Consider the following 21,358-nt stretch of genomic DNA (forward strand, 5'->3'; position numbering starts at 1 on the left):
TCACCTCAGAAATCACTTCTTAGATATTATTGTAGTAATGATGTAACCGGTTACAATTGTCATTCAGGCATGTTTGTCTGAATCGGGAACCAGTTGCACAATTGTCAAAAGACGGTATCATCACATCAGGATCAAATTCTACAAAAAGGAGCAGCGAAGATGAAAACATGCGGGATCGTGGCGGAGTACAATCCGTTTCATTATGGCCACAAGTGGCAGATTGAACAGGCAAGGAAGTTGTCTGGGGCAGATCTGATCATTGCCGTGATGAGCGGCAACTTTGTGCAGCGTGGAGAACCGGCGGTACTGGATAAGTGGAAGCGGGCAGAATGCGCACTGCGCAATGGTGTGGATGTTGTCATCGAGCTGCCCTATATATATGCCACCCAGAGTGCTTCTCACTTTGCCAGCGGTGCCGTAGAACTGCTGAAGCTGGCAGGTGCAGATGCCATCTGCTTTGGCAGTGAGTGCGGCAATCTGGAAAATCTGCAGGAAATAGCCGATACCCCTGTCAATCCGGACCATCTTCATGCAGCTATGGGAAATGGTCTCTCCTTCCCGCGGGCATATTCTTTGTTAACCAGTTCCATGGCACCCAATGATATTCTTGCTGTTTCCTATCTGAAAGCATTGAAAGATACTGGCATCAAACCGATTCCTGTACAGCGCACAACCGGTTATCTGGATGATGCCATGGGACACATCGCCAGTGCTTATGCAATCCGCAAAGCCCTGCATGATCATAAAGATCTTTCCGATTCCACGCCGATGGAACAAACGCTTCTGGACGCAGAGATCCCCTGGCCTGAGAACTATTATCCTTATCTGCGTACATTCCTTTTGACCAGCCACAAAGAAGATATGGAACGGCTGTTTCTGTTTTCCGAAGGCATTGAGAATCATCTTGTCAGCCATGCCAAGGATTGTGACAGTTACGATGACTTCCTGGATGCGTGCACAAATTATCGGTATACAAGCGGCCGAATCAGAAGAACTTGCTTACAGGCTGTGAATCAGGTAACCAAAGAGGAAGTAAAGAGACTGCCAAAGATGGATACCCTACGCATTCTTGGCTTTAATGACAATGGCAGGCAGTGGCTGCATGATATGCGCAAAAAAGATGTGCGTGTGGCATCCCGCTTTGCGGATGTGCCATATCCATGGCGGGTGATTGAATACCGCACCTCCCTGCTGTATACCAGTGTGCTTTCCAAGGAAAAACGGAAAGAAATTCTGGACAATGAGATCCGTGGTGCGCATTATGTGAAAACCAGCGCATAAAAAAGACCAGCTTCAATGAAGTTGGTCTTTGTTTGCCTACATGACTTTGTGAATCCATCCCTCAGGTGCTTCAACGGTACCATTCTGGATGCCGGTGATGGTGTCATACAGAGCTGCGATATGCTTGCCTGCATGTTCCATGCCAGACGGGAATTCAATGACGTCATCATGATCGACGATTCTGCCGACCGGAGAGATGACGGCTGCTGTGCCGCACAGGCCGCATTCAGCAAAGCCCTTGACTTCCTCGAATTTGACCGGTCTTTCATCGACCTGCATATGCAGATAATGCTCTGCGATATAGACAACAGATCTTCTGGTGATGGAAGGCAGGATGGAGTCAGACTTTGGTACGACAAGCTTGCCGTCTTTGTCAACGAAGATCACGTTGGAGCCGCCGGTTTCTTCAACATAGGTGCGGGTTGCCGGATCCAGGTAGAGGTTCTCAGCAAAGCCGGCTGCGTGTGCCATGACGCTTGCATGCAGACTCATGGCGTAGTTCAGGCCTGCCTTGACAGCGCCGGTGCCTCTTGGCGCAGCTCTGTCAAAGTCAGATACCTGCAGGGCAATCGGTGTTGCACCGCCTTTATAGTACGGTCCTACTGGTGTGGTAAAGATTCTGAATTGATAGGTATCAGCAGGTTTGACACCAATGACAACACCAGTAGCGAATTCATAAGGACGGATATACAGAGATGCGCCGGAGCCATAAGGCGGTACCCAGTCAGCATTTGCCTTTACAACCTGATCAATAGCATCCAGGAATCTGTCCTTGGGGAACGGCGGCATTTCAATCCGCTTTGCCGAGTTGTAAATACGCTCGGCATTGAGATCCGGACGGAAGCATACGACGGATCCATCTTTCCATGTGTATGCCTTCAGTCCTTCGAATACCTGCTGGCAGTACTGCAGCATGCCAGCGGATTCATTCAGGACAACATTGGGGTCGCTTGTCAGAGCGCCATCATCCCATTTGCCATCTTTCCAGTTGGATACATAGCGGGCATCTGTCACCCGGTAATTGAAACCAATGTTTTTCCAGTCAAGATCTTTCTTTGCCATGCATATTCCTTCTTTCTATCAGGCAGCCTCTTTATTGCTGTCAGGATATTTACGCTCTGCAGGTCTGCGGCCTGTTTCAACAAGCGTCTTGATACATGTTACCGCGACAACAAGGCCAAGTACAATCAGGAATACGGCCATGATCAGCTGCATGCCATTGACAAGGAATACAGCGGTGCCAGCCATGTATGCCTTGACGTTGTTGATGACGTTAAGAACGATCGCAGTAAATGTAACAGCAAGCATCGTTGCCATCGGTGCATAGAGCATCCAGCCTTTGCGGTTGGTTGCCTTCAGGAAGACAGCGATACCGATCAGCACAAGTGCAGCGAGCATCTGGTTGGCAGCACCGAACAGTGCCCAGATATTCTGATAGCCGCCCAGGCAGAGAACGTAGCCAAGGACAAGTGTGATTGTTGTGGCAACATAGCGGTTGGTAAGCAGTTTGCGCCATGCCGGCATCTTTTCTTCATCGCCAGAGAAGAGTTCCTGGAAGCTGAGACGGCCGATTCTGCCGACGGAGTCCAATGTAGACAGAGCCAGTGCCGAGATGCACATAGTCATGAAGACGTTGGCAACGCTTGTCGGGATACCGAACTTTTCTAGGAATCCGGCAACACCGGCAGAGAAGATCTGGAATGGTGTCATGTCAGCAGGTACAGTGCCGTTGACAGCAACAGCACCAACAATGATCAGGGAAACAACACCAAGCAGTGTTTCTGTGACCATGGCGCCATAACCGACACCAAGCATATCCTTTTCATTACTGATGGTCTTGGAGCTTGTTCCGGAGGAAACCAGGGAATGGAATCCAGAGACAGCGCCGCAGGCAATGGTGACAAACAGAGTCGGGAACATATAGGACTTTGCACCGGTGGATGATGTGAGGACAAAACCATTGAAGGCATTGAGCTTCATGGTCGGATGGCCGACGATGACACCAAGGACACCGCCAAGGATCATACCCAGCAGCATGAAGGTTGTCATATAATCACGCGGCTGCATGAGGATCCACATCGGCATGACAGCTGCAATGAACAGATAGACCATGATCACAAGATTCCACTGATGTGCAGTGAGATAAGCTGGCATTTTCATGCCTGCTGCAAACATGAAGACAATAAGGGCAATCGCAAGTACGAATCTGTGCCATTCCTTCATCCTGCTTCCGGCTGCTTTTTCAATCAGGCCGAAGACAATTGCGCAGACAACGAACAGAATGGAGATGGTAGCGGCAGCAGCACCGTTGAAGTTCTTTGTCACAGCGCCGTCAGATCCTGTCACGTAGCCATTGAAGGTTGACGATGTCATAGAAGTGAAGGCAGCAATGACAAGGCAGCTGAACAGCCAGCAGAACAGTGTGAAGAACTGACGGCCTTTGCGTCCAATGTACTTTTCAATGACCATGCCAATGGATTTGCCATCATTCTTGACGGAGGCATACAAGGCACCAAAGTCCTGTACTGCGCCAAAGAAGACGCCGCCGATCAACAGCCACAGCAGTACTGGAACCCAGCCGAAGACGGCTGCCAGAATGGGTCCCTGTACCGGTCCTGCACCGGCAATAGATGAGAACTGATGCGCAAATACTGTCAGTCTGCTGGATGGGACATAGTCTTCACCATCATTATGAACAACGGCAGGTGTGTCCGCTTTGGGATCGACACCCCATGTTTTGGCAAGCCATCGGCCATAAACCAAATAGCCACAGGCAAGTACGACAACTGCAAACAACAAAATGAATAAACTGTTCATACCCTCTACGTGATCCGTGTGTGTTACGGATCTCCCCTTTCTGCACTAGAAAATGAGAAGGCGCAAAAAAGACTTTCGCCTCAGCATATTAAGCAAAGACGAAAGTCTGAACTTCCGCGGTACCACTTTGCGTTCCGCACTTGTGCGGCTGCTCTTCGTGTCCAACTACCATTGGACCCCCGGATAACGGCGGGTGCCGACCCTTGCCTACTCACTTTCGCTTTCAGGGGGCTGCTCACAGATGAGGCTGACAGACGCTTTCCCTGCTGCCCTTCCACCATCTGGCAGCTCGCTGTAGGTACTCGTTGAGTCTGCAGTATGTTCTGATCACTGCATCTCATTTCCTATGCGAAGATATTAGCTTTGCAAGTCATTTAAGTCAACTAATTTTCAGTAACTTTTCGAATTCTTTTTCACCATCTTCAGAAACTATTTACATTTCTTACATTTAAGCGTTTACATTTCTTAACATAAGAAAAAGCAGAGCTTTCACCCTGCTTACTCTTCCTCACTTGGAATTCTGACGTTGGAATAAACCTTGTTGACATCCTCAACATCATTGAGCATATCCATCAGCTTATGATAAGACTCAATGTCTTCCGGATCAGTCAGATCCACATACTCATTCGGCAGCATTGCTGTCTCGCATCTGGAGAATTCCACACCCGGAATCAGCTTTTCAATTGCATCCTGTGCTTTGCCGAAATCTGCGAATGTTGTCTTGACTGTCATGACGCCGTCATTTACGCTCACATCCTGAACATCAACATCTGCTTCCATCAGTGCTTCCAGCATCTTATCCTCATCGGTATAAGGAAACTCGAAGATACCGTCGTTCTCATAGTTGTAAGATACGCCGCCGGCATTGACAAGCTTGGCACCGCGGCATCTGTTGAAACATGTCTTGACGTTGGTGTAGGAACGGTTTGTGTTGTCAGTCAGGCAATCAATGATCACCGTGCTTCCACCAGGGCCAAATCCTTCATAGCGTGCCTCATCATAGTTCTCATCACTGCCGCCCTTTGCCTTTTCAATGGCTCTCTTGATAACGTCAGCCGGAACCTGATTGGACTTTGCTTCAGCAATCTTTCTTTTCAGTGTGAGGTTCATATCCGGGTCAGGAACACCACTCTTAGCTGCGATATACAGCTCTTTGCCAAACCTGGAATACAGCTTGGACTTGATCGCTGCCGTTTTAGCCATTGAGGCAGCGCGTACTTCATGTGCTCTTCCCATGTATACTTTCCTCCTGTTATTTTTTACCGAACCATTATATCACGCACTTTTTATATGGGAAGTATAATTGCTTGTTCACCCAATGTTCAGCCTGTATCCACATATCTTCTCATCTTTTCTTCTATCATAGTAACAGTTACCTGGAAAGGAGAAGCGTATGTCATATAAACTGTCTGCCGCCCTGGCAGTGATTCTGCTTACGGGCTGTGCCTGTGCACAGGCGGCTGATGTACAGGAACGCTATACGACCAAAAGTGTCTATGGCACGGTGACATCTATCAGCGGCAATGACCTGACCCTGCAGAACACGCAGAACGGACAGGACTTCACAGTCTCTCTGGACAGTTCTGTTGTGATTTATGAAAATGATGACACCATCCCGCCTTCCCAGATCCAAATGAACGATGTGCTGCTGTGTACGTATACAGATGGTGAGCTGACCGTCATTGCAGTCATCAACCCGGCTTCCTGATTCCTTTGTGCTACAATACAGACATAGAGGACACGAATTGTATGTCAGTATATGTAATGAGTGATCTTCATGGCTGTAAGGATGAATTTGATCAGATGCTGAAGATCATTGACTTCACAGAATATGATGAGCTGTGGATTGATGGCGATGTATGTGACCGCGGCAGGCATTCCATTGCCCTGCTGCAGGAAATCATGCATCATGACAACATGCACATGATTTTTGGCAACCACGATGTATGGCTGGCACGCTACACCCAGGAGCTCATTGATGCCAAAAAGGATTCGGCATCCGTAGATATGACCAATGATCTTCTGTGCTGGCTGCACTATAATGGCGGCTACCGCACGGCAGATGAATTCATGGATCTGTCTTTTCCAGAATGCTATGACATCAAGCTGTATCTGGAAGACAGACTGCTGTACAAGTATCTTGATGTTCATGGCAGAAAGTTTCTGCTGCTGCATGCCGGTCTTTCGGAAGAATACATGCACCCGGACACAAGACTCTCAGAAGTTCCTGCGCAGATCCTGGTCTGGACCCATGCAGAGATTGATGCCAATCCATTCCCGGACTGCACCATGATACTGGGCCATGTGCCAACCTTCATGTATCATCCTAAATATGATGGCAAAATCATCCACAGTGATGATAACCGCACCATCCACATTGACTGCGGCTGTGTCTACGGCAGGACCTTGGGATGCCTCCGCCTGGATGATATGAAAGAGTTCTATGTGCCTAGCAGTTACCCGTATCTGCAGTATTATCCTGACAGTTATCTGAAGGAATGCGGTATTGAACCGCACGCATGAGCAGCGAAAGCTGCTTTTTAATTCTGTTCCATATCCAGATAGATACGAACAGAGAATTTCTGCGCAGGTGAAAAGTCCACATCGCCATGGTACTTCTCTGCCATTGAACGGATGGAGCGTGTGCCGATGCCGTAGGACGCATGCTTGCTGGAAAGGAACTGCCCGTTGCGCAGATGGACAAGTGACTGATTGTAAGTATTGGTGCATTTCATCATTAACATACTGCCATGAATGCCAGCATGCAGGGAAATCTCTTTCTTTCCTTTTACATGGCGGCAGGCCTCAGCGGCATTTTCCAGCATGTTGCCAACAACGACAATCAGATCAGAATCCGCAATCACACCGCAAGATGCAGGAATATTTCCCTGAATATCCAACGCGATACCTTCCAGCTGACACAGAGGGTCATAATGCAGCAGCAGTGCACTAACAGCATAGTTGTCGCAATAATGTGAAATCTGAGGAGAAGGAAGCTCATTAGAGATTTTCTGCAGATAGTTTTCCAAAGCATCATAATCCTTCACCTGCATCATCTGCTGCATGACGGTGACATGATGGCGTAGATCATGGCGCTGCCGGCGCAGTTCTTCCTGATTCTTCAGCATCAGATCTGCCTTTTCTTTCTGCGCCGCGATGGCATTGTTGACAAGTGTTACCTCATTGGCAAGCTCGTCTGCTTTTGTCTGCATGAAAAAGGCATTTCTTGTGCGCATCAAAGTGATCTGCATCATACGCCGTATACTCTGCAGGTCAGTATTGGTGCAGCAAGGCTTTCTGATGAAATCCATACTGAAAAGCAGTGGATCGAAGCTTCGGATGCACAGATGTATACGGAAAAGGCAGTGCATCATCAGAAAGACAGCAAAAGATAGATGATAAAGGATGGAAGAATCTCAGGTCATACTGCCTCAGATTCTTCCATCTTTGTTGCATATATGATTTAAATTGTGATAAACATGATGACAAAAAGGAGATTTGTCCATGAAGAAACCGTTTGTTTCGGATGAGAAGATCCGTGAGATTGCGAGTCAGTATCCTACGCCCTTTTATTTATATGATGAACAGGGTATCCGGAATACAGACGCGCTGGTCAAGCAGGCCTTTGCCTGGAATCCGGGATACCGGGAATACTTTGCCGTCAAGGCAACGCCAAACCCGTATATTCTGAAAATTATGCAGGATCTTGGCAATGGGCTGGACTGTTCTTCCTACACGGAATTGCTCATGGCAAAGCGGCTTGGTTTTTCAGGCCATGACATCATGTTTTCCTCCAATGACACCCCTGCCCAGGACTTTGCGCTTGCTAAAGAGATGAATGTTCTGGTGAATTTTGATGATATCGGTCATATTGCTTTCTTCGAGAAATGTGCAGGTTCTCTGCCAGAGACCGTGTGCTGCCGGTACAACCAGGGCGGTGTATTCACGCTTGGCAAAAGCAAGGAAGGCTTCCAGGTCATGGATACACCAGGCGAGTCCAAGTTTGGCATGACGCGTGAACAGATTTTCTCTTCTTTTCAGATTCTGCAGAAAAAAGGCGTGAAGCATTTCGGCCTGCATGCTTTCCTTGCTTCCAATACATTATCGAATGACTACTATCCTTCCCTTGCCAAAATCATTTTCCAGCTGGCCGTCGATCTGCACAGGCAGTTAGGTGTGCATATTGCCTTTGTCAATCTGTCTGGCGGCGTTGGCATCCCCTACCGGCCTGAAGACAAAGAAAATGATATTCTTGCCATTGGTGCAGGTGTGAAAAAGGCCTATGAAGAAATACTTGTGCCCGCGGGCATGAAGGATGTGGCCATCTTTACCGAAATGGGGCGTTACATGACCGGTCCCCATGGCTGTCTGGTCACCCGTGTGCTGCACAAGAAGAAAACGTACCGGGAATATCTTGGCGTGGATGCCAATTCATGCAATCTGATGCGGCCGGCGATGTATGGCGCCTACCACCACATCACGGTTGTGGGCAAGGAAAATGAACCCTGCACACATGTCTATGACGTCACGGGCAATCTGTGCGAGAACAATGACAAGCTGGCTGTGCAGAGAAAACTGCCGGAGACTGATGTTGGAGATCTCTTGATCATTCATGATACCGGTGCCCATGGTTTTTCGATGGGCTACAACTACAATGGCAGGCTGCGCAGCGCCGAACTGTTGTTAAAAAAAGACGGATCTGTCATTGAGATCCGCCGTGCAGAAACACCCGAGGATTACTTTGCCACCCTTTGCTGGCCGAAGTAATTGTTTATCTTGCCGCCAAACCTTGATGAATGACCCTGATCGTCTTTTCAAAGTCTTCTTCATTGACGCCGATGATCACATTCATTTCACTGAACCCAACATCAATCATGCGGACATTGATGCCTGCCTCTGCCACCAGGCCAAACAGCCTTGCGGCAAAGCCGACATGCCGGATGATGCCTTCGCCAACCACAGCAATCAGGGCAATGCCATCTTCAATGAAGAGATTGTCTGGTGACAGCTGTGCCTGCAGATCAGCCAGCAGTGCTTTGCGGCAGTCTTTCAGATCTGCCGTTGGTACCATAATGGACATCGTATCAATTGATGTCGGGTTATGTTCAAAGGAAACACCATGTTCTGCCAGGATTGACAGAGCTTTGGCACCAAAACCAATCTGTGTATTCATCATGGCTTTCTCGATCTGGATGTTCGAGAAGCCTTTTTTACCAGCAATGCCAGTAATCGGCTGATGGGCTTGGGTCCACCGTTTCGTCTCTGAGACAATCCATGTTCGCTGTACGTTTGGATGGTTGGTATTGCGCAGGTTAATCGGAATGCCGGCATTGCGGCATGGAAAGACAGCTTCTTCCTGCAGCATGCCTGCACCCATATAGGAAAGCTCACGCAGTTCCTGATAGGAAATCGTATTGATGGGCTTTGCTTCTGGCACAAGATGGGGATCGGCTGTCAGAATGCCATCCACATCCGTCCAGTTCTCATAGGCATCTGCCTGTACAGCCCTGGCAGCCAGGGCACCGCTGACATCTGATCCACCCCGTGGAAATACAGCAATATTTCCCGCTTCATCACTGCCATAGAAGCCCGGGATCACACCATTGGCATAGGCGAGCATCTCCTTCTTCATGAAACGGTATGTCAGCGGCTCAATCAGATGATGATGCTCATCAAAGAAGATCATGTCCGCAGCTTCCAGAAATGGCCAGTTCATGTAGGACGCAAAGATCTTTGCATTCAGGTATTCACCCCGGCTGACAAGCCAGGCGGTGCTGCCGGTATCCAGCCGGTTCTGGATCACTTCAAACTCATGATCCAGATCGAAGGTGATGCCGGCATCACGGATGATGTCGGCGTACCGCTGCTGGATCTTTGCCAGAATTGAGGCAGTGTGGCGGTCTTTGTCCAGCTGATAGAGAAGATCTGTGACTTTCTGATCGCCATCAAACCGTTTGCCAGGAGCAGAGACAATCACATATCTTCTTTCCGGATTGGCAAGCAGAATGTCCTTTACTTTTTTCAGCTGGCTTCCCGAGCAGCAGGAAGTGCCGCCGAATTTACATACAATCATTGTTTCTGCTCCTTTCCATACGCTTCCACAATGGCAGCGTGCATCATTGCCCCGATGGCAAGACTGTTTTCATCCGGGCAGAACAGCGGACTGTGCAGCCCCGGTCCGATGCCGGTGCCAAGATGATAGAAGGAGCCCGGTCTTTCTAGCAGATAATAGCCAAAGTCTTCCGTTGTCATGACCGCTTCTTCCTGGATGCAGTGCTCTTTGCCAAGCAGTGTTTCAGCAATCTTTTGAACAAGCTGTGTTTCTTTGAGAGTGTTAACCACGCCGGGATATCCTTCATGCATATGAATCTCTGCCTGCACGGATAATGCACTGGCGATATTCTGGATCTTCTGCTGTGCTTCCTGCATGAGCTGTTTTCTTTTTGCCGTGCTGCAGACACGGATGATGCCGGCAAAAGACGTGGAGGAAGGAATGACATTGCGCACATTGCCGCCATGCAGGCTGCCAATGGTGACGACCTGGCGGTTTTCTCCTTCGCCTTGTGTCATCTCCTTGAGAGCACAGCACATTCTGGCAGCCGCATACAGGCTGTCCGTGCCCTTTTCCGGCTGGGCACCATGGCATCCCTGTCCATTGACGGTGACATCAAAGGTAGCCGCAGCGGCATAAAAGCCGCCTGGTTTATAACCGATTGTGCCTGCCGGCAGCGTTGGATCACAATGCAGTCCAAACACCGCAGATACACCATCCAGCACACCTGCCTGGATCATCCTTTGGGCACCGCCGTCACCCTCTTCATCCGGCTGAAACACAAAACGCACAGAGCCTGTATACCAGTCTTCATGTTTCTTCAGGATAGCCAGTGCGCCAAGCAGAGCTGCCATATGCAGATCATGGCCGCAGGCATGCATGATGCCCTCATGACATGAGGCATAGGGAAGCTGTGTTTCTTCCTTGATGGGCAGTGCATCAATGTCTGCACGCAGCAGTACACATGGCTTGCCGGCGCCAATGGTGCCAGTGATGCCGGTACCGCAGATTCTTGTGTGAGGAATGTCCAGATCATCCAGAACATGTTCGATTCTTCGATCCGTTTCCTGTTCGTGATTGCCAAGTTCTGGATGGGCATGGAACTGCCGGCGCAGATCGATCATCATTGGCAGCAGGTCTTCTGCTTCTTTCTTCCAGTCATGCATGTGTATTCTCCCGCAACTGTGTTACAAAGAGCTTCATGCGGCGCATGGCTTCCTGAAGCTTTTCTTCATTGACGCAGCTGGACAGACGGATACTGCCAGGCATGCCAAAGGCACTGCCCGGCACGGCTGCTACGCCTGCCTTTTGAATCATTTCTCGGCAGAAAGTTTCATCATCCATGCCAAATTCACGGATACATGGAAAGACGTAAAAGGCTCCCTGAGGTTCCGGTACCGGCAGCTGCATATCAAGCAGTGACTTGTACAGAAACATGCTTCTTCTGTGATATGCTTCCTTCATTTGTGCAGGATCATAGTCCAGTGCCGTCATACAAGCCTTCTGGAACAGGGATGGCGGGCAGCTGATGGCATAGATATGCACTTTCATGAATGCATTGATGAAGTCTTCACTGGCACAGACATACCCCATCCGCCAGCCGGTCATGGCATAGGGCTTGGAGAAGCTCTGTACAAGGATGCACTGATCCAGAATGTCAGGATATGACAATAAGCAAGGCACTTCGTCAAGGAAACTGAGCTGCTCATAGACAGCATCGATCAAGGCATACATGGGATGCGTCTTCATCACATCATGCACTGCCTGGATGCTTTCTGCATTCAGGATGGTGCCGGTTGGATTGTTGGGTGAGTTGAGGATGATTGCTTTTGTTTTGTCACTGATGACGTTTTCAAGCATTTCTTTGCGCATCTGGAAATCTGCTGTGGACAGATCCAGAAAGACTGGCACTGCCCCGCACAGATGGACCATATTGACATAGGCTGGATAGGCAGGCAGCGGAATGATGACTTCATCACCAGGGTTCAGAATTGTATACAAAGAGGAAAACAGGGCTTCGGAGGCACCGATGGTGATGCATACATTTTCCTTTGTGTATGCGGTATGGCGGCGGCCGTTTTCAAAAGATGCCGCTTTTGCACGAAGCTCATCACTGCCGGCATTGGGACAGTAGTGTGTCTCCTTGTTTTGCAGTGAATGAATCACTGCATCACAAATGGGTTCTGGTGTATCAAAGTCCGGTTCTCCAATGGTCAGTGAGATACAGCCCGGTGTCTGTTTTGCCAGGGTATTGAAGGCACGGATGCGGCTGGTGCCGACATCATGGAGTCTCGCATTGAAGGTCAGGCTCATAGATTGCGCAGGCTTTCCTGCAGTGCAGTGGCACTGTCTGTTTTGGCATCGCGCATCTTGACGATCTTTGCCGGGCAGCCTGCCACAACGGCATTGGCCGGTACATCATCAATCACAACCGCACCAGCTGCTACAACCGCATTTTCTCCGACTTCCACACCTTCAATGACAACTGCATTGGCACCAACCAGCACATGGTCATGGATGGTAACCGGCTTGGCACTGGCTGGTTCAATCACCCCTGCCAGTACGGCGCCGGCTCCAATATGGCACTGTCTGCCAACAATGGCTCTGCCCCCGACTACGGCATTCATATCGATCATGGTGCCAGACCCGATAACAGCCCCGATATTGATGACTGCCCCCATCATGATGACCGCATTTTCACCGATTTCCACATGATCACGGATCAATGCCCCCGGTTCAATCCGGGCATGCAGATCTCTGACCTGCAGTAATGGCACCGCGGAATTCCGGCGGTCTTCCAGCACTTCCAGAGAAAGGATATTGTCTTTGTTCGCTTCCAGGATTGGTTTCAGCTCTTCCCAGTCGCCAAAAACAACCTTGTCTGTATCACCATATACTCTGGCATTGCCATAATCGATCGGATTTTTCTCTTTCACAAAGAGCTGCACCGGTGTTTTCTTCTTCGCTTCTGATATGAAGCGGATCACTTCTTCTGTATTCATCCTGCTAACATCTCCTTCATCGTATACAGGCCGGCATTTTGTGAAACCAGGAATCTGGCAGCCTGCAGGGCGCCTTTGGCAAACAGACGGCGGTCATAGGCATGATGGCATAACACAAGTTCTTCTTCTCCATTGCGGATATGTACTTCATGGGTGCCGGTTTCATTGCCAATCCGCAGACTGTGAATGCCGATCTCATGGGGATCGCGCTTTCCATTTTCATGCCTGCCAATGTTGTACCAGGCATCCGGCCGTACTTCTTTGACGGCATCCGCCAGCATCAGGGCAGTGCCGGATGGTACATCCTGCTTGTCATGGTGGTGAATTTCCACGATTTCTACATCCGCATCCGGAAACATCTTCACGGCATCACGGACCATATTGGCTAACAATGCGATCCCAACACTTGTATTGCCAGTAAAGAAGATGGGAATCTGCCTGGCTGCATCCGCAATCATTGCTTTTTCTATTGCCGTATGGCCGGTTGTGGCAATCACTGCCGGTACGTGATGGGCAATGCACCAGGGCAGAAAATCCTGTACAGTGGAATGATGGGAAAAGTCAATCACAACATCGCCAGTTTCTTTCATGCCGGCAAAGCTGGCATATTGATGCGCGCTGACATCATCCGGATAGCTTCGTGATACGGCTGCCGCAAGTTCTTCCCCTTCCTGTGCAAGCTGCTGTATGAGAATCTGTCCCATCCTGCCAGCTGCACCGCTGACAATGATTCTCATAACAGGCCCACCTCCTGCATTCTTGCTCTCAGCTGGGCTTCGTGTTCTGTCTCCATTGTTACAAGCGGCAGGCGCAGGGTATTGGTGCCATAGCCAAGCAGTGCCATAGCAGCCTTGACGGGGATCGGATTGGTCTCGCAGAACAGGGCATGGATGAGCGGCAGATACTGCAGTTGCATCTTTCTTGCCTGTTCGATATTGCCTTCCAGATAGGCATGCACCATGGCAGAAGTTTCCTTTGGCAGCAGGTTGGACAGGACAGAAATGACGCCCTGGCCGCCCAGGCTCAGGATCGGGATGATCTGGTCATCATTGCCGGAGTAGATCGTGAAACCTTCTGTAACGGAGGCAGCGATATCTGCAATGGCTGAGATATTGCCGGAAGCTTCCTTGATGGCATCAATGTGCGGATAGCTGGATAGCTCAGCAACGGTTGCCGGGGCAAGAGAAATACCGGTGCGGCTTGGCACATTGTAGAGAATCAATGGCTTTGTAGAGGCATCGGCGATGGTCTTGTACATCCTGATGAGGCCCCGCTGGGTTGTCTTGTTGTAATAAGGTGTCACCACCAGGCAGGCATCATAGCCAATCTGGCAGGCATACTTTGTCAGATCGCAGGCATAGGCGGTGTCATTGGAACCTGTACCGGCAATCATCGGAACTCTGCCTCTTGCCTGATTTACCGCAAACTGGAGTACTTCTCTGTGTTCTTCATCGGAAAGCGTGGAGCCTTCACCACTTGTACCGGCAATTAACAGTGCATCAATCCCCTGATCAATCTGCCAGTCAATCAGTCTGCCCATAGCTTCATAGTCGACACTTCTGTCTTCCCTCATCGGGGTGATCATGGCGGTGGCTGCACCGCGGAATACTGTTTCTTTCATGCGTGATATCCTCCTTTGGCCGAAGCTGCAAATGAGGATAAAAAATGCCGGTTTGCAGTAACGCAAGCCGGTATTCATCGCATTCTCCCACTTGAAGGGACTACAATAATCCGATAGTTCTCCGCTTACGCGACAGTCATGCAGATGTTCTCTGCATGCCCAGATCAGAGTGCGCCGCTCTGTCTTCGGCAGTCTTTCCTTTCAGTCAGACACCCGGTACTGCGCATACCGCTTTGTGCCAGCCTACTTTTTCCGACTGCGCCTCTATCCTGCTGTTGCAGTATTCAGTTTTGAAAGATTGTAACACTGTACGACAATGTGTCAATACAGTTTCAGAAACTTTTTCTTTTCTAACATCAAAAAACCACACCGTTTCCAGTGTGGTCTTTGAACACATTGTTTAATTATGCTCCAATTGTCTTTTTGACAAGTGCTTCTACTTCTTCTGCGGTATCCAGCTCTACTGCCTGGGCAGCCATCTTCTTCATTTCTTCATAGCTGAGAGCGTTGATCATCTTTCTTGCCCGCAGGATAGATGTAGCACTCATAGAGAACTCATCCAGGCCAAGGCCGAGCAGTACCGGTGCAGCGATCTCATCGCCTGCCATCTCACCGCACATACCGCACCACTTGCCATGCTTGTGGGCACCGTCGATGGTGTTCTTGACAAGACGCAGGATGGACGGGTTGAGCGGCTGGTACAGATAGGAGACAGCCTGGCTCATACGATCAGCAGCCATGGAGTACTGGATCAGGTCGTTTGTGCCGATGGAGAAGAAATCAGCATACTTGGCCAACTGGTCAGCCAGAACAGCAGCAGCCGGGATCTCGATCATGCAGCCGACTTCAACATCATCGCCGACCTTGACGCCTTCATTGATGAGCTTTGCTCTTTCTTCGTCATAGAGTGCTCTTGCTTCCTTGAATTCATTGACAGTCGCAATCATCGGGAACATGATGCACAGATGACCGAAGGCACTGGCTCTGAGCAGTGCGCGCAGCTGGGTGCGGAAGATGACCTTTCTCTGCAGGCAGAAACGAATGGCACGCACACCGAGGAACGGATTCATTTCAGCCGGGAATGTATAATACTTCAGCTTCTTATCGCCGCCGATATCCAGTGTACGGATCACAACCGGCTTGCCGTTCATGCCTTCCAGAACCTGCTTGTATGCAGCAAACTGTGTATCTTCATCCGGGAAGTCGTTTTCACTCTTCATATAGAGGAATTCTGTTCTGAACAGACCGACGCCTTCGCCGCCATTGTTGAGAACACCTTCTACATCAGCCGGTGAGCCAATGTTGCCAACCAGCAGAACCTTGCGGCCATCGGTGGAAACAGACGGCTTGTCCTTCATGGCTTTCAGAGCTTCCTTTTCCCTGCGGAAATCTTCAGCCTTCTGCTTGTAAGCAGCGATGACATCCTCACTCGGATTGACAATGACTTCACCCTTTAACGCATCCAGGATGATCGTGTCGCCATCCTGAACGGAATCCAGAATGCCCTTGACACCGACAACTGCCGGAATTTCCAGAGATCTTGCCATGATGGCAGAGTGGCTTGTACGGCCGCCCACTTCAGTAGCGAAGCCCTTGGCAAATTCCTTGTTCAAAGAACCGGTATCACTCGGGGTCAGATCTTCCGCAACGATGATGACCGGCTGATCCAGTGTAGACAGGTTCGGGATCTCCTTGCCGGCCAGGTTGCACTGCAGACGGAAGGAAACATCCTTGATATCAGCAGCTCTGCCCTTCATGTACTCATCATCCATGGCTTCAAACATGGCAACCATGTTATCGGAAACCGTCTTTGCAGCAAACTCGGCATTTTCCTTGTTGTTCTTGATTTCGTCTTCAATCATGGAACGGAAATCCGGATCGTTTGCCATCATCAGATGGGCATCAAAGATGGCCAGTTCCTCTTCCTTGAGATGCTTGCTGGCAACTTCCTTGATATGCTCAATGTCTGCAACGGTCTTCTTGAAGGCCGCATCCAGTTTCTTCAGTTCTTCTTCCGGATCTGCATCCTTCTTCTGAATACCCAGCACCGGCTGTACCAATTTGTAGGCTTTTGCAACGGCAATTCCCTGCGACGCAGCAATTCCTTTAAGCATTTGATTTCTCCTCCTTCAGGCATCGGTCAATCAGATCCATCACATCCTGCACGCATGTGCAGGAAAACATCGCCCCATTCGGAATGATAATGTCATACTCTGCCTCTGTATCAAGCAGGAAATCAACCATATCGCAGTTATCCATCCCCAGTTCTGCAAACGTAGTATCGGGATGAACAGCAGTGTCTGTCTGATTGTATGGCATCAGTAATTCTGTCAATGCGGCCTGTTGTGACATGGACCATACCATACAAGAATATTAACACTCGTCAAATATGAAGGCAATGCAGGAATTCGCCGATTGCCTCCTTCCGTTTCCGGTAGAATGTCGTTCTGCTCCAGTAGCCAAGATACCAGTCTTTATCCTTCTTGTGCAGAAACTCCTCGTTGATGATCTGCCGGGTGGATGGTGAGCAGTCTGCCAGGGCACGCTCAATCAGACAGACATAGGAATGATCCGCTTCATAGATCAGCCTGCTTTCACTGATGCCTTCCATGCGGCAAAGATCAAGCCGCATCAAAGAACGGCGGTAATTGCGGGCAAGATACGCCATCATGATTTCCGCCTCCGGTTTCCGCTTTTTCTCACCCATGGCCGTCTCCGTTTTGATATGCCCCATTGTTTTTCCTATTCATCATTGATAACCTCCTGAGGGGATGATATCAGCGTGCTTTTGCAAAGAGAAAGGGCTTCCGCCATCTCTGGAGCAGCATCTTTCGCCACTTCCAGAAGACATAGAAAAAGGAAGACGCATGCGTCTTCCTGAAGAAACTCATTTGCTGTTATCTACCTCAATGAGGCCATACTTGCCATCATTGCGGCGGTAGGCAACGGAAATCTTGCCGGTTTCCTCATCTGTGTAGATGTAGAAATCATGGTTGGACAGTTCCATCTGCAGAATAGCATCATCCAGATCCATTTCATCCGCTGTGATAGCCTTTGTCTTGACGAGTACTTCCTGCTGTTCTTCGTTCTGTTCATCCTCCTGGGCAAACGCAACAGCAAGGTTTTCCTTGTGGCGTCTGGACAGGCGCGTCTTCTGCCTTCTGATCTGATCTTCCAGCTTGTCAATCGCTCTGTCAACCGCTGCATAGAAGTCATCATCCACAACTTCTGTACGCAGAATACCAACCTTTGTCGGGATGGTTACCTCAACTTTCTGTCCCTTCGGATACACCCTTGCAACGACTCTTGCAATTGTGTTGGGATCAATCAGAAGATACTTATCGAGTGTCGAAAGCTTCTTCTCGATCTGTTCCCTCATCGCCGGGGTTACCGAAACATTCTTACCAATAATTTCAAACCGCATATATGACACCTCCTGTCTATTGACGTATAGCGGTGCGCATGGCTTTTAATGATGATCTTGATATTTCCCTCTCTGCTTTTATTATAGCCGCCATGCCTTTTCTTGGAAAGAGTATGCCTGCATTGCCGCCGTCAATTTTCAGAAATTGTCTATCCATCTTTCACGATTTTTTTCAGCCAGTGATAGACCACAATCATGGCATAGGAATCCATGCCGCAGTATTTCTTCAGGCCGTCAATGATGTCCTGGTCATTGGCACCATGTTCCTCATGATCCAGATGGCGCCATTGGGATACAGCTTCCATGCCCTGATTGATTGCCAGATCGTTGTAGCTCTTATCGTTCATCATAGCCATGATCTTTTTCAAAGACCACTGGCCGCCCATGCGCACATCATAGACCGTTCCCGTCACAAATGGCAGCTGCAGATCTTCCAGTCTTGCGGCAATGTCCAGCAGTCTATCTGCGTATTGCGGAAAGTCATGGGCAAGTTCCTGCAGGCGGATCTTTTCGGCGGCATCCGCATTGTAGGCAAGCACGGTTCCCTCCTGTGGAATATCCTGCAGCAGTCCCTCCACCATCGCTTTTCTGTCATCATGGATGCCAAGAAAGACATTGTGGCGGATGCTGCCATCGGTATCCTGCACATGGACACTGTATTCAAAGGGCAGCACATCATAAGGACGCATGCCTTCATAGGGCGGAATGGCAAAACGCTCCCATTCAAAGTCAAGGTATGTAATAGGTGTATGGATGCGTGACAGCCATGTGGAAAGGGCTGCCTTGTCAACAAACAGACCACCGTTCTTGTCGGCAAGAATCTGGGCATACTGCATACGGGTGCCTTCAATCCGTTCCACATCCGCATCCCGCAGCCTTATCCGGCCTTCTTTTTCCATGTCGTATTTATACCTGGCAGCTGACAAAGTCAGGATGGAATGATCAGGAATTTCTTTTTCATGCGGAAAGCAGATGTCATAGTAGCGGCACTTTGTTCTGCCATTGCATTTGGAAGTATGTACCGGAGCGCCCGCTGTTTGAAAGGTGCAGGCATCCATGCCGTCCAGCAATGGTTTCAGATCCCGCGCATGGGCATAAATCTGTTCTTTAACCGGTTTGGTTGGATTGTGGCTGATATTATAAAAGCAGTCACTGATGATAAACAGTTTGTCAGGATCCAGATCTCCATGGCGGACATAGTCAGGATTCAGATGGATGACATACATCTGCCTGAGTGAAATGTTGTTATGTTCCAATACCCAGACCATGGCTGTATAGAACAGCATATCATCTGCCATGGGATACAGGCCCGTGTATACAAAGTACAGATCCCAGCCATCCCCATTCCGGTGCAGAAATGGTGCTTTGACCCGCAGACGGTCATAGACAAATCTTGCCTTGATCAGCCAGTCATGGTCTTTCATGGCCGCAAGTGCCAGAGATGGATCATCTCCCTTCTGTCCGATAAAAGCTTTCTCTTCATGGATGCCGAGTTTTCTGGCAGCGATATCGCTGACCTGCATATCCAGGCGCACAAAAGGAATGAATGCCGTCTTCGCAGCACCTGACTGATTTCTTTCCTGCCGGTCACGCAGGAAGAGGTGCGGACAGCGGGCATATTTTTTTACATCAGAAATATGGTATGTCATAGTTAAATGAAAATGTCCCACACGTGATCAAATGAAAATGTCCCATTGATTTCATGTTTCTTCCGAACTAATGCATTCATCTGGAGGTGATCCAGATGAAGAAGATCAAAGACAAAGTCAAGGCTCTGGAATTACTGCAGCAGAGGGATTCAAACCCAAAGATTACATGCCAGTGGATAGCTGATCAATGCGGTTACAGCAGGAAGCAGATTGAACGATTGTCTGCCGAAAGAAAGGAAAAGGATACGTCTGCTATCCTAACTCACGGCAATACCGGAAGAAAGCCGGCAACCACTGCCTCCGACCAAGAGATCAGGTACCTTGAGGGACTTAAGAAGACGTATCCGTCTATCACCATAGCACAATTCAGGGATATCTATCTGGAAGACGTCATCAGAAACAAGGATATGGAAGCTGACGTGGTGAAGTATGGACTGAAGGAACGCAGCAAATCCTGGTTCCGTGAACTGTTTGTCAGAGAAGGATGGAAGTCCCCTGCAGATAAACCGATCAGAATGGACGGCTCCCGCGTCACACATTCAACGAGGCCTCCAAGAGCACATATGGGAGAACTGGTCCAGATTGATGGAACTCCTTACGACTGGTTCAATGACGGAAGAGACTATGTACTGCATCTTGCAGTGGATGATGCCAGTACCAGAGTGCTTGCAGGATACTTCATGCCTGAAGAATGTGCACGCGGATATGCCCGTATGATGAAGCTTGTTCTGGAGAATTACGGTATTCCGGAAGCGCTGTATTCGGATAAATTCTCAGTGTTTCGCAGCGTTAAGGCAGGTACACCGACACAGTTTGCCAGAATGATGGATAAGCTGGGAGTAACGATGATCTTTGCCAATTCTTCCCAGGCAAAGGGACGTGTGGAACGCTACAACGGCACCGCGCAGATGAGGCTCCCGAATGATTTGATTCGGTGGAAGATTCCTCATAACTATGACCTTCTGAATGACTGGTTCAACAGGAAATATCGGCTCTATCTGAATATGAAATTCTCATATCCGGTGAAGGATCCGAACGATCTGTTCCGTCCAATACCCGCTGACTTCAACTCTTCGAAAATCTTCAGAGCTGAGTATCCGAGGCAGATCAGGAACAACGTATTCTCAATGGGAAACAGTCTGTATACAGCAGTAACAAGCGATGGAGAGGTAGTCCGCTTCAATCAGAAGCAGAGTATTACAGTATATGAAGATGCGATCACTGAAGAGATCTACATTGAAAGATATGGAAAGCATTACACATGCATGAAGGTTGGGGAGCGGAAGCGCGACAGAATCTATTCAGTTAATAACGAGAAAGAACTTCAGAAAGTTCTCAATGAGATGGCGGAAGAAAAAACTAAATGATTGTGATGCATCAAAGTTTTATAACAAGATGGGACATTTTCAAAAAATCTTAACACATCAGAAATATGGTAAATATTCATGTCAATCCCGTCGGCTATTGTAGCACACAGATGTATATGCCACAAAAATGAAAACAGCAGACCCA

General features: G+C 49.1%; 20 protein-coding genes and 1 riboswitch. Of the genes, 5 read left to right on the top strand and 15 right to left on the bottom strand.

Going from position 1 to position 21,358, the window contains the following annotated elements:
• Positions 1–159: 159 nt before the first annotated feature.
• Positions 160–1,281: a tRNA(Met) cytidine acetate ligase gene (locus DHU66_RS01285; RefSeq protein WP_108774095.1), complete on the top strand. Its 1,122-nt coding sequence runs from the start codon at positions 160–162 to the stop codon at positions 1,279–1,281.
• A 36-nt stretch (positions 1,282–1,317) separates the two neighbouring features.
• Here DHU66_RS01285 and DHU66_RS01290 read toward each other — a convergent pair whose 3' ends face one another.
• From DHU66_RS01290 to DHU66_RS01300, 3 genes are all read right to left on the bottom strand, one after another.
• On the bottom strand, positions 1,318–2,343 hold the full coding sequence (locus tag DHU66_RS01290) for a branched-chain amino acid aminotransferase (RefSeq protein ID WP_108774096.1): 1,026 nt from the start codon (positions 2,341–2,343) through the stop codon (positions 1,318–1,320).
• A gap of 18 nt (positions 2,344–2,361) precedes the next feature.
• On the bottom strand, positions 2,362–4,098 hold the full coding sequence (locus DHU66_RS01295; RefSeq protein ID WP_108774097.1) for a carbon starvation CstA family protein: 1,737 nt from the start codon (positions 4,096–4,098) through the stop codon (positions 2,362–2,364).
• 498 nt (positions 4,099–4,596) lie between these two features.
• A complete protein-coding gene (locus tag DHU66_RS01300) occupies positions 4,597–5,334 on the bottom strand; it encodes a YebC/PmpR family DNA-binding transcriptional regulator (RefSeq protein WP_108774098.1) in 738 nt (245 codons plus the stop codon).
• 157 nt (positions 5,335–5,491) lie between these two features.
• Here DHU66_RS01300 and DHU66_RS01305 point away from each other — a divergent pair, with 157 nt between their 5' ends.
• On the top strand, positions 5,492–5,806 hold the full coding sequence (locus tag DHU66_RS01305) for a hypothetical protein (RefSeq protein ID WP_108774099.1): 315 nt from the start codon (positions 5,492–5,494) through the stop codon (positions 5,804–5,806).
• A gap of 41 nt (positions 5,807–5,847) precedes the next feature.
• Complete coding sequence (locus DHU66_RS01310; protein ID WP_108774100.1) at positions 5,848–6,621, top strand: metallophosphoesterase; 774 nt, start codon at positions 5,848–5,850, stop codon at positions 6,619–6,621.
• Positions 6,622–6,638: 17 nt separating this feature from the next.
• Here DHU66_RS01310 and DHU66_RS01315 read toward each other — a convergent pair whose 3' ends face one another.
• Positions 6,639–7,352: a sensor histidine kinase gene (locus DHU66_RS01315; protein ID WP_167836197.1), complete on the bottom strand. Its 714-nt coding sequence runs from the start codon at positions 7,350–7,352 to the stop codon at positions 6,639–6,641.
• A gap of 250 nt (positions 7,353–7,602) precedes the next feature.
• Between DHU66_RS01315 and DHU66_RS01320 the strand changes: the two genes are divergently transcribed.
• Positions 7,603–8,865: a diaminopimelate decarboxylase gene (locus tag DHU66_RS01320; protein ID WP_108774102.1), complete on the top strand. Its 1,263-nt coding sequence runs from the start codon at positions 7,603–7,605 to the stop codon at positions 8,863–8,865.
• A 4-nt stretch (positions 8,866–8,869) separates the two neighbouring features.
• On the opposite strand, the gene DHU66_RS01325 is transcribed toward DHU66_RS01320, so the two are convergent.
• The 11 genes from DHU66_RS01325 to DHU66_RS01375 all read right to left on the bottom strand — a co-directional run bounded on the left by DHU66_RS01325 (position 8,870) and on the right by DHU66_RS01375 (position 19,846).
• The gene (locus DHU66_RS01325) at positions 8,870–10,171 is read right to left on the bottom strand and encodes an aspartate kinase (protein WP_108774103.1); all 1,302 of its coding nucleotides are present in this window, start codon (positions 10,169–10,171) and stop codon (positions 8,870–8,872) included.
• Positions 10,168–11,316: a M20 metallopeptidase family protein gene (locus DHU66_RS01330; protein WP_108774104.1), complete on the bottom strand. Its 1,149-nt coding sequence runs from the start codon at positions 11,314–11,316 to the stop codon at positions 10,168–10,170. Before DHU66_RS01330 ends, DHU66_RS01325 begins: the two co-directional genes overlap by 4 nt.
• Complete coding sequence (locus DHU66_RS01335) at positions 11,309–12,463, bottom strand: pyridoxal phosphate-dependent aminotransferase (RefSeq protein WP_108774105.1); 1,155 nt, start codon at positions 12,461–12,463, stop codon at positions 11,309–11,311. The genes DHU66_RS01330 and DHU66_RS01335 overlap by 8 nt, the downstream gene beginning before the upstream one ends.
• Positions 12,460–13,152, bottom strand: a complete 693-nt coding sequence (dapD, locus tag DHU66_RS01340; protein WP_108774106.1) for a 2,3,4,5-tetrahydropyridine-2,6-dicarboxylate N-acetyltransferase — start codon at positions 13,150–13,152, stop codon at positions 12,460–12,462. Before dapD ends, DHU66_RS01335 begins: the two co-directional genes overlap by 4 nt.
• Positions 13,149–13,889, bottom strand: coding sequence for a 4-hydroxy-tetrahydrodipicolinate reductase (dapB, locus tag DHU66_RS01345; RefSeq protein WP_108774107.1), 741 nt, complete (start codon positions 13,887–13,889; stop codon positions 13,149–13,151). The genes dapD and dapB overlap by 4 nt, the downstream gene beginning before the upstream one ends.
• A complete protein-coding gene (gene dapA / locus DHU66_RS01350) occupies positions 13,886–14,773 on the bottom strand; it encodes a 4-hydroxy-tetrahydrodipicolinate synthase (RefSeq protein WP_108774108.1) in 888 nt (295 codons plus the stop codon). Before dapA ends, dapB begins: the two co-directional genes overlap by 4 nt.
• 106 nt (positions 14,774–14,879) lie before the next feature.
• A riboswitch (Lysine riboswitch) is annotated at positions 14,880–15,048 on the bottom strand.
• A gap of 129 nt (positions 15,049–15,177) precedes the next feature.
• Positions 15,178–16,887, bottom strand: coding sequence for a phosphoenolpyruvate--protein phosphotransferase (gene ptsP, locus DHU66_RS01355; RefSeq protein WP_108774109.1), 1,710 nt, complete (start codon positions 16,885–16,887; stop codon positions 15,178–15,180).
• Positions 16,880–17,125, bottom strand: a complete 246-nt coding sequence (locus DHU66_RS01360; RefSeq protein ID WP_167836198.1) for an acyl carrier protein — start codon at positions 17,123–17,125, stop codon at positions 16,880–16,882. Before DHU66_RS01360 ends, ptsP begins: the two co-directional genes overlap by 8 nt.
• Before the next feature lie 31 nt (positions 17,126–17,156).
• Positions 17,157–17,507: an MG284/MPN403 family protein gene (locus DHU66_RS01365; RefSeq protein ID WP_108774111.1), complete on the bottom strand. Its 351-nt coding sequence runs from the start codon at positions 17,505–17,507 to the stop codon at positions 17,157–17,159.
• Between the two features lie 153 nt (positions 17,508–17,660).
• Positions 17,661–18,197 carry a ribosome hibernation-promoting factor, HPF/YfiA family gene (gene hpf, locus DHU66_RS01370; protein WP_108774112.1) on the bottom strand — a complete coding sequence of 179 codons (537 nt, stop codon included), beginning with the start codon at positions 18,195–18,197 and terminating at the stop codon, positions 17,661–17,663.
• A gap of 149 nt (positions 18,198–18,346) precedes the next feature.
• Complete coding sequence (locus DHU66_RS01375; RefSeq protein WP_108774113.1) at positions 18,347–19,846, bottom strand: DUF2779 domain-containing protein; 1,500 nt, start codon at positions 19,844–19,846, stop codon at positions 18,347–18,349.
• Between the two features lie 95 nt (positions 19,847–19,941).
• Between DHU66_RS01375 and DHU66_RS01380 the strand changes: the two genes are divergently transcribed.
• Positions 19,942–21,213 carry a DDE-type integrase/transposase/recombinase gene (locus DHU66_RS01380; protein WP_108774114.1) on the top strand — a complete coding sequence of 424 codons (1,272 nt, stop codon included), beginning with the start codon at positions 19,942–19,944 and terminating at the stop codon, positions 21,211–21,213.
• Positions 21,214–21,358 lie beyond the last annotated feature (145 nt).

It is taken from the genome of Lactimicrobium massiliense (genome assembly GCF_900343155.1).
Lineage (GTDB): Bacteria > Bacillota_I > Bacilli_A > Erysipelotrichales > Erysipelotrichaceae > Bulleidia > Bulleidia massiliensis.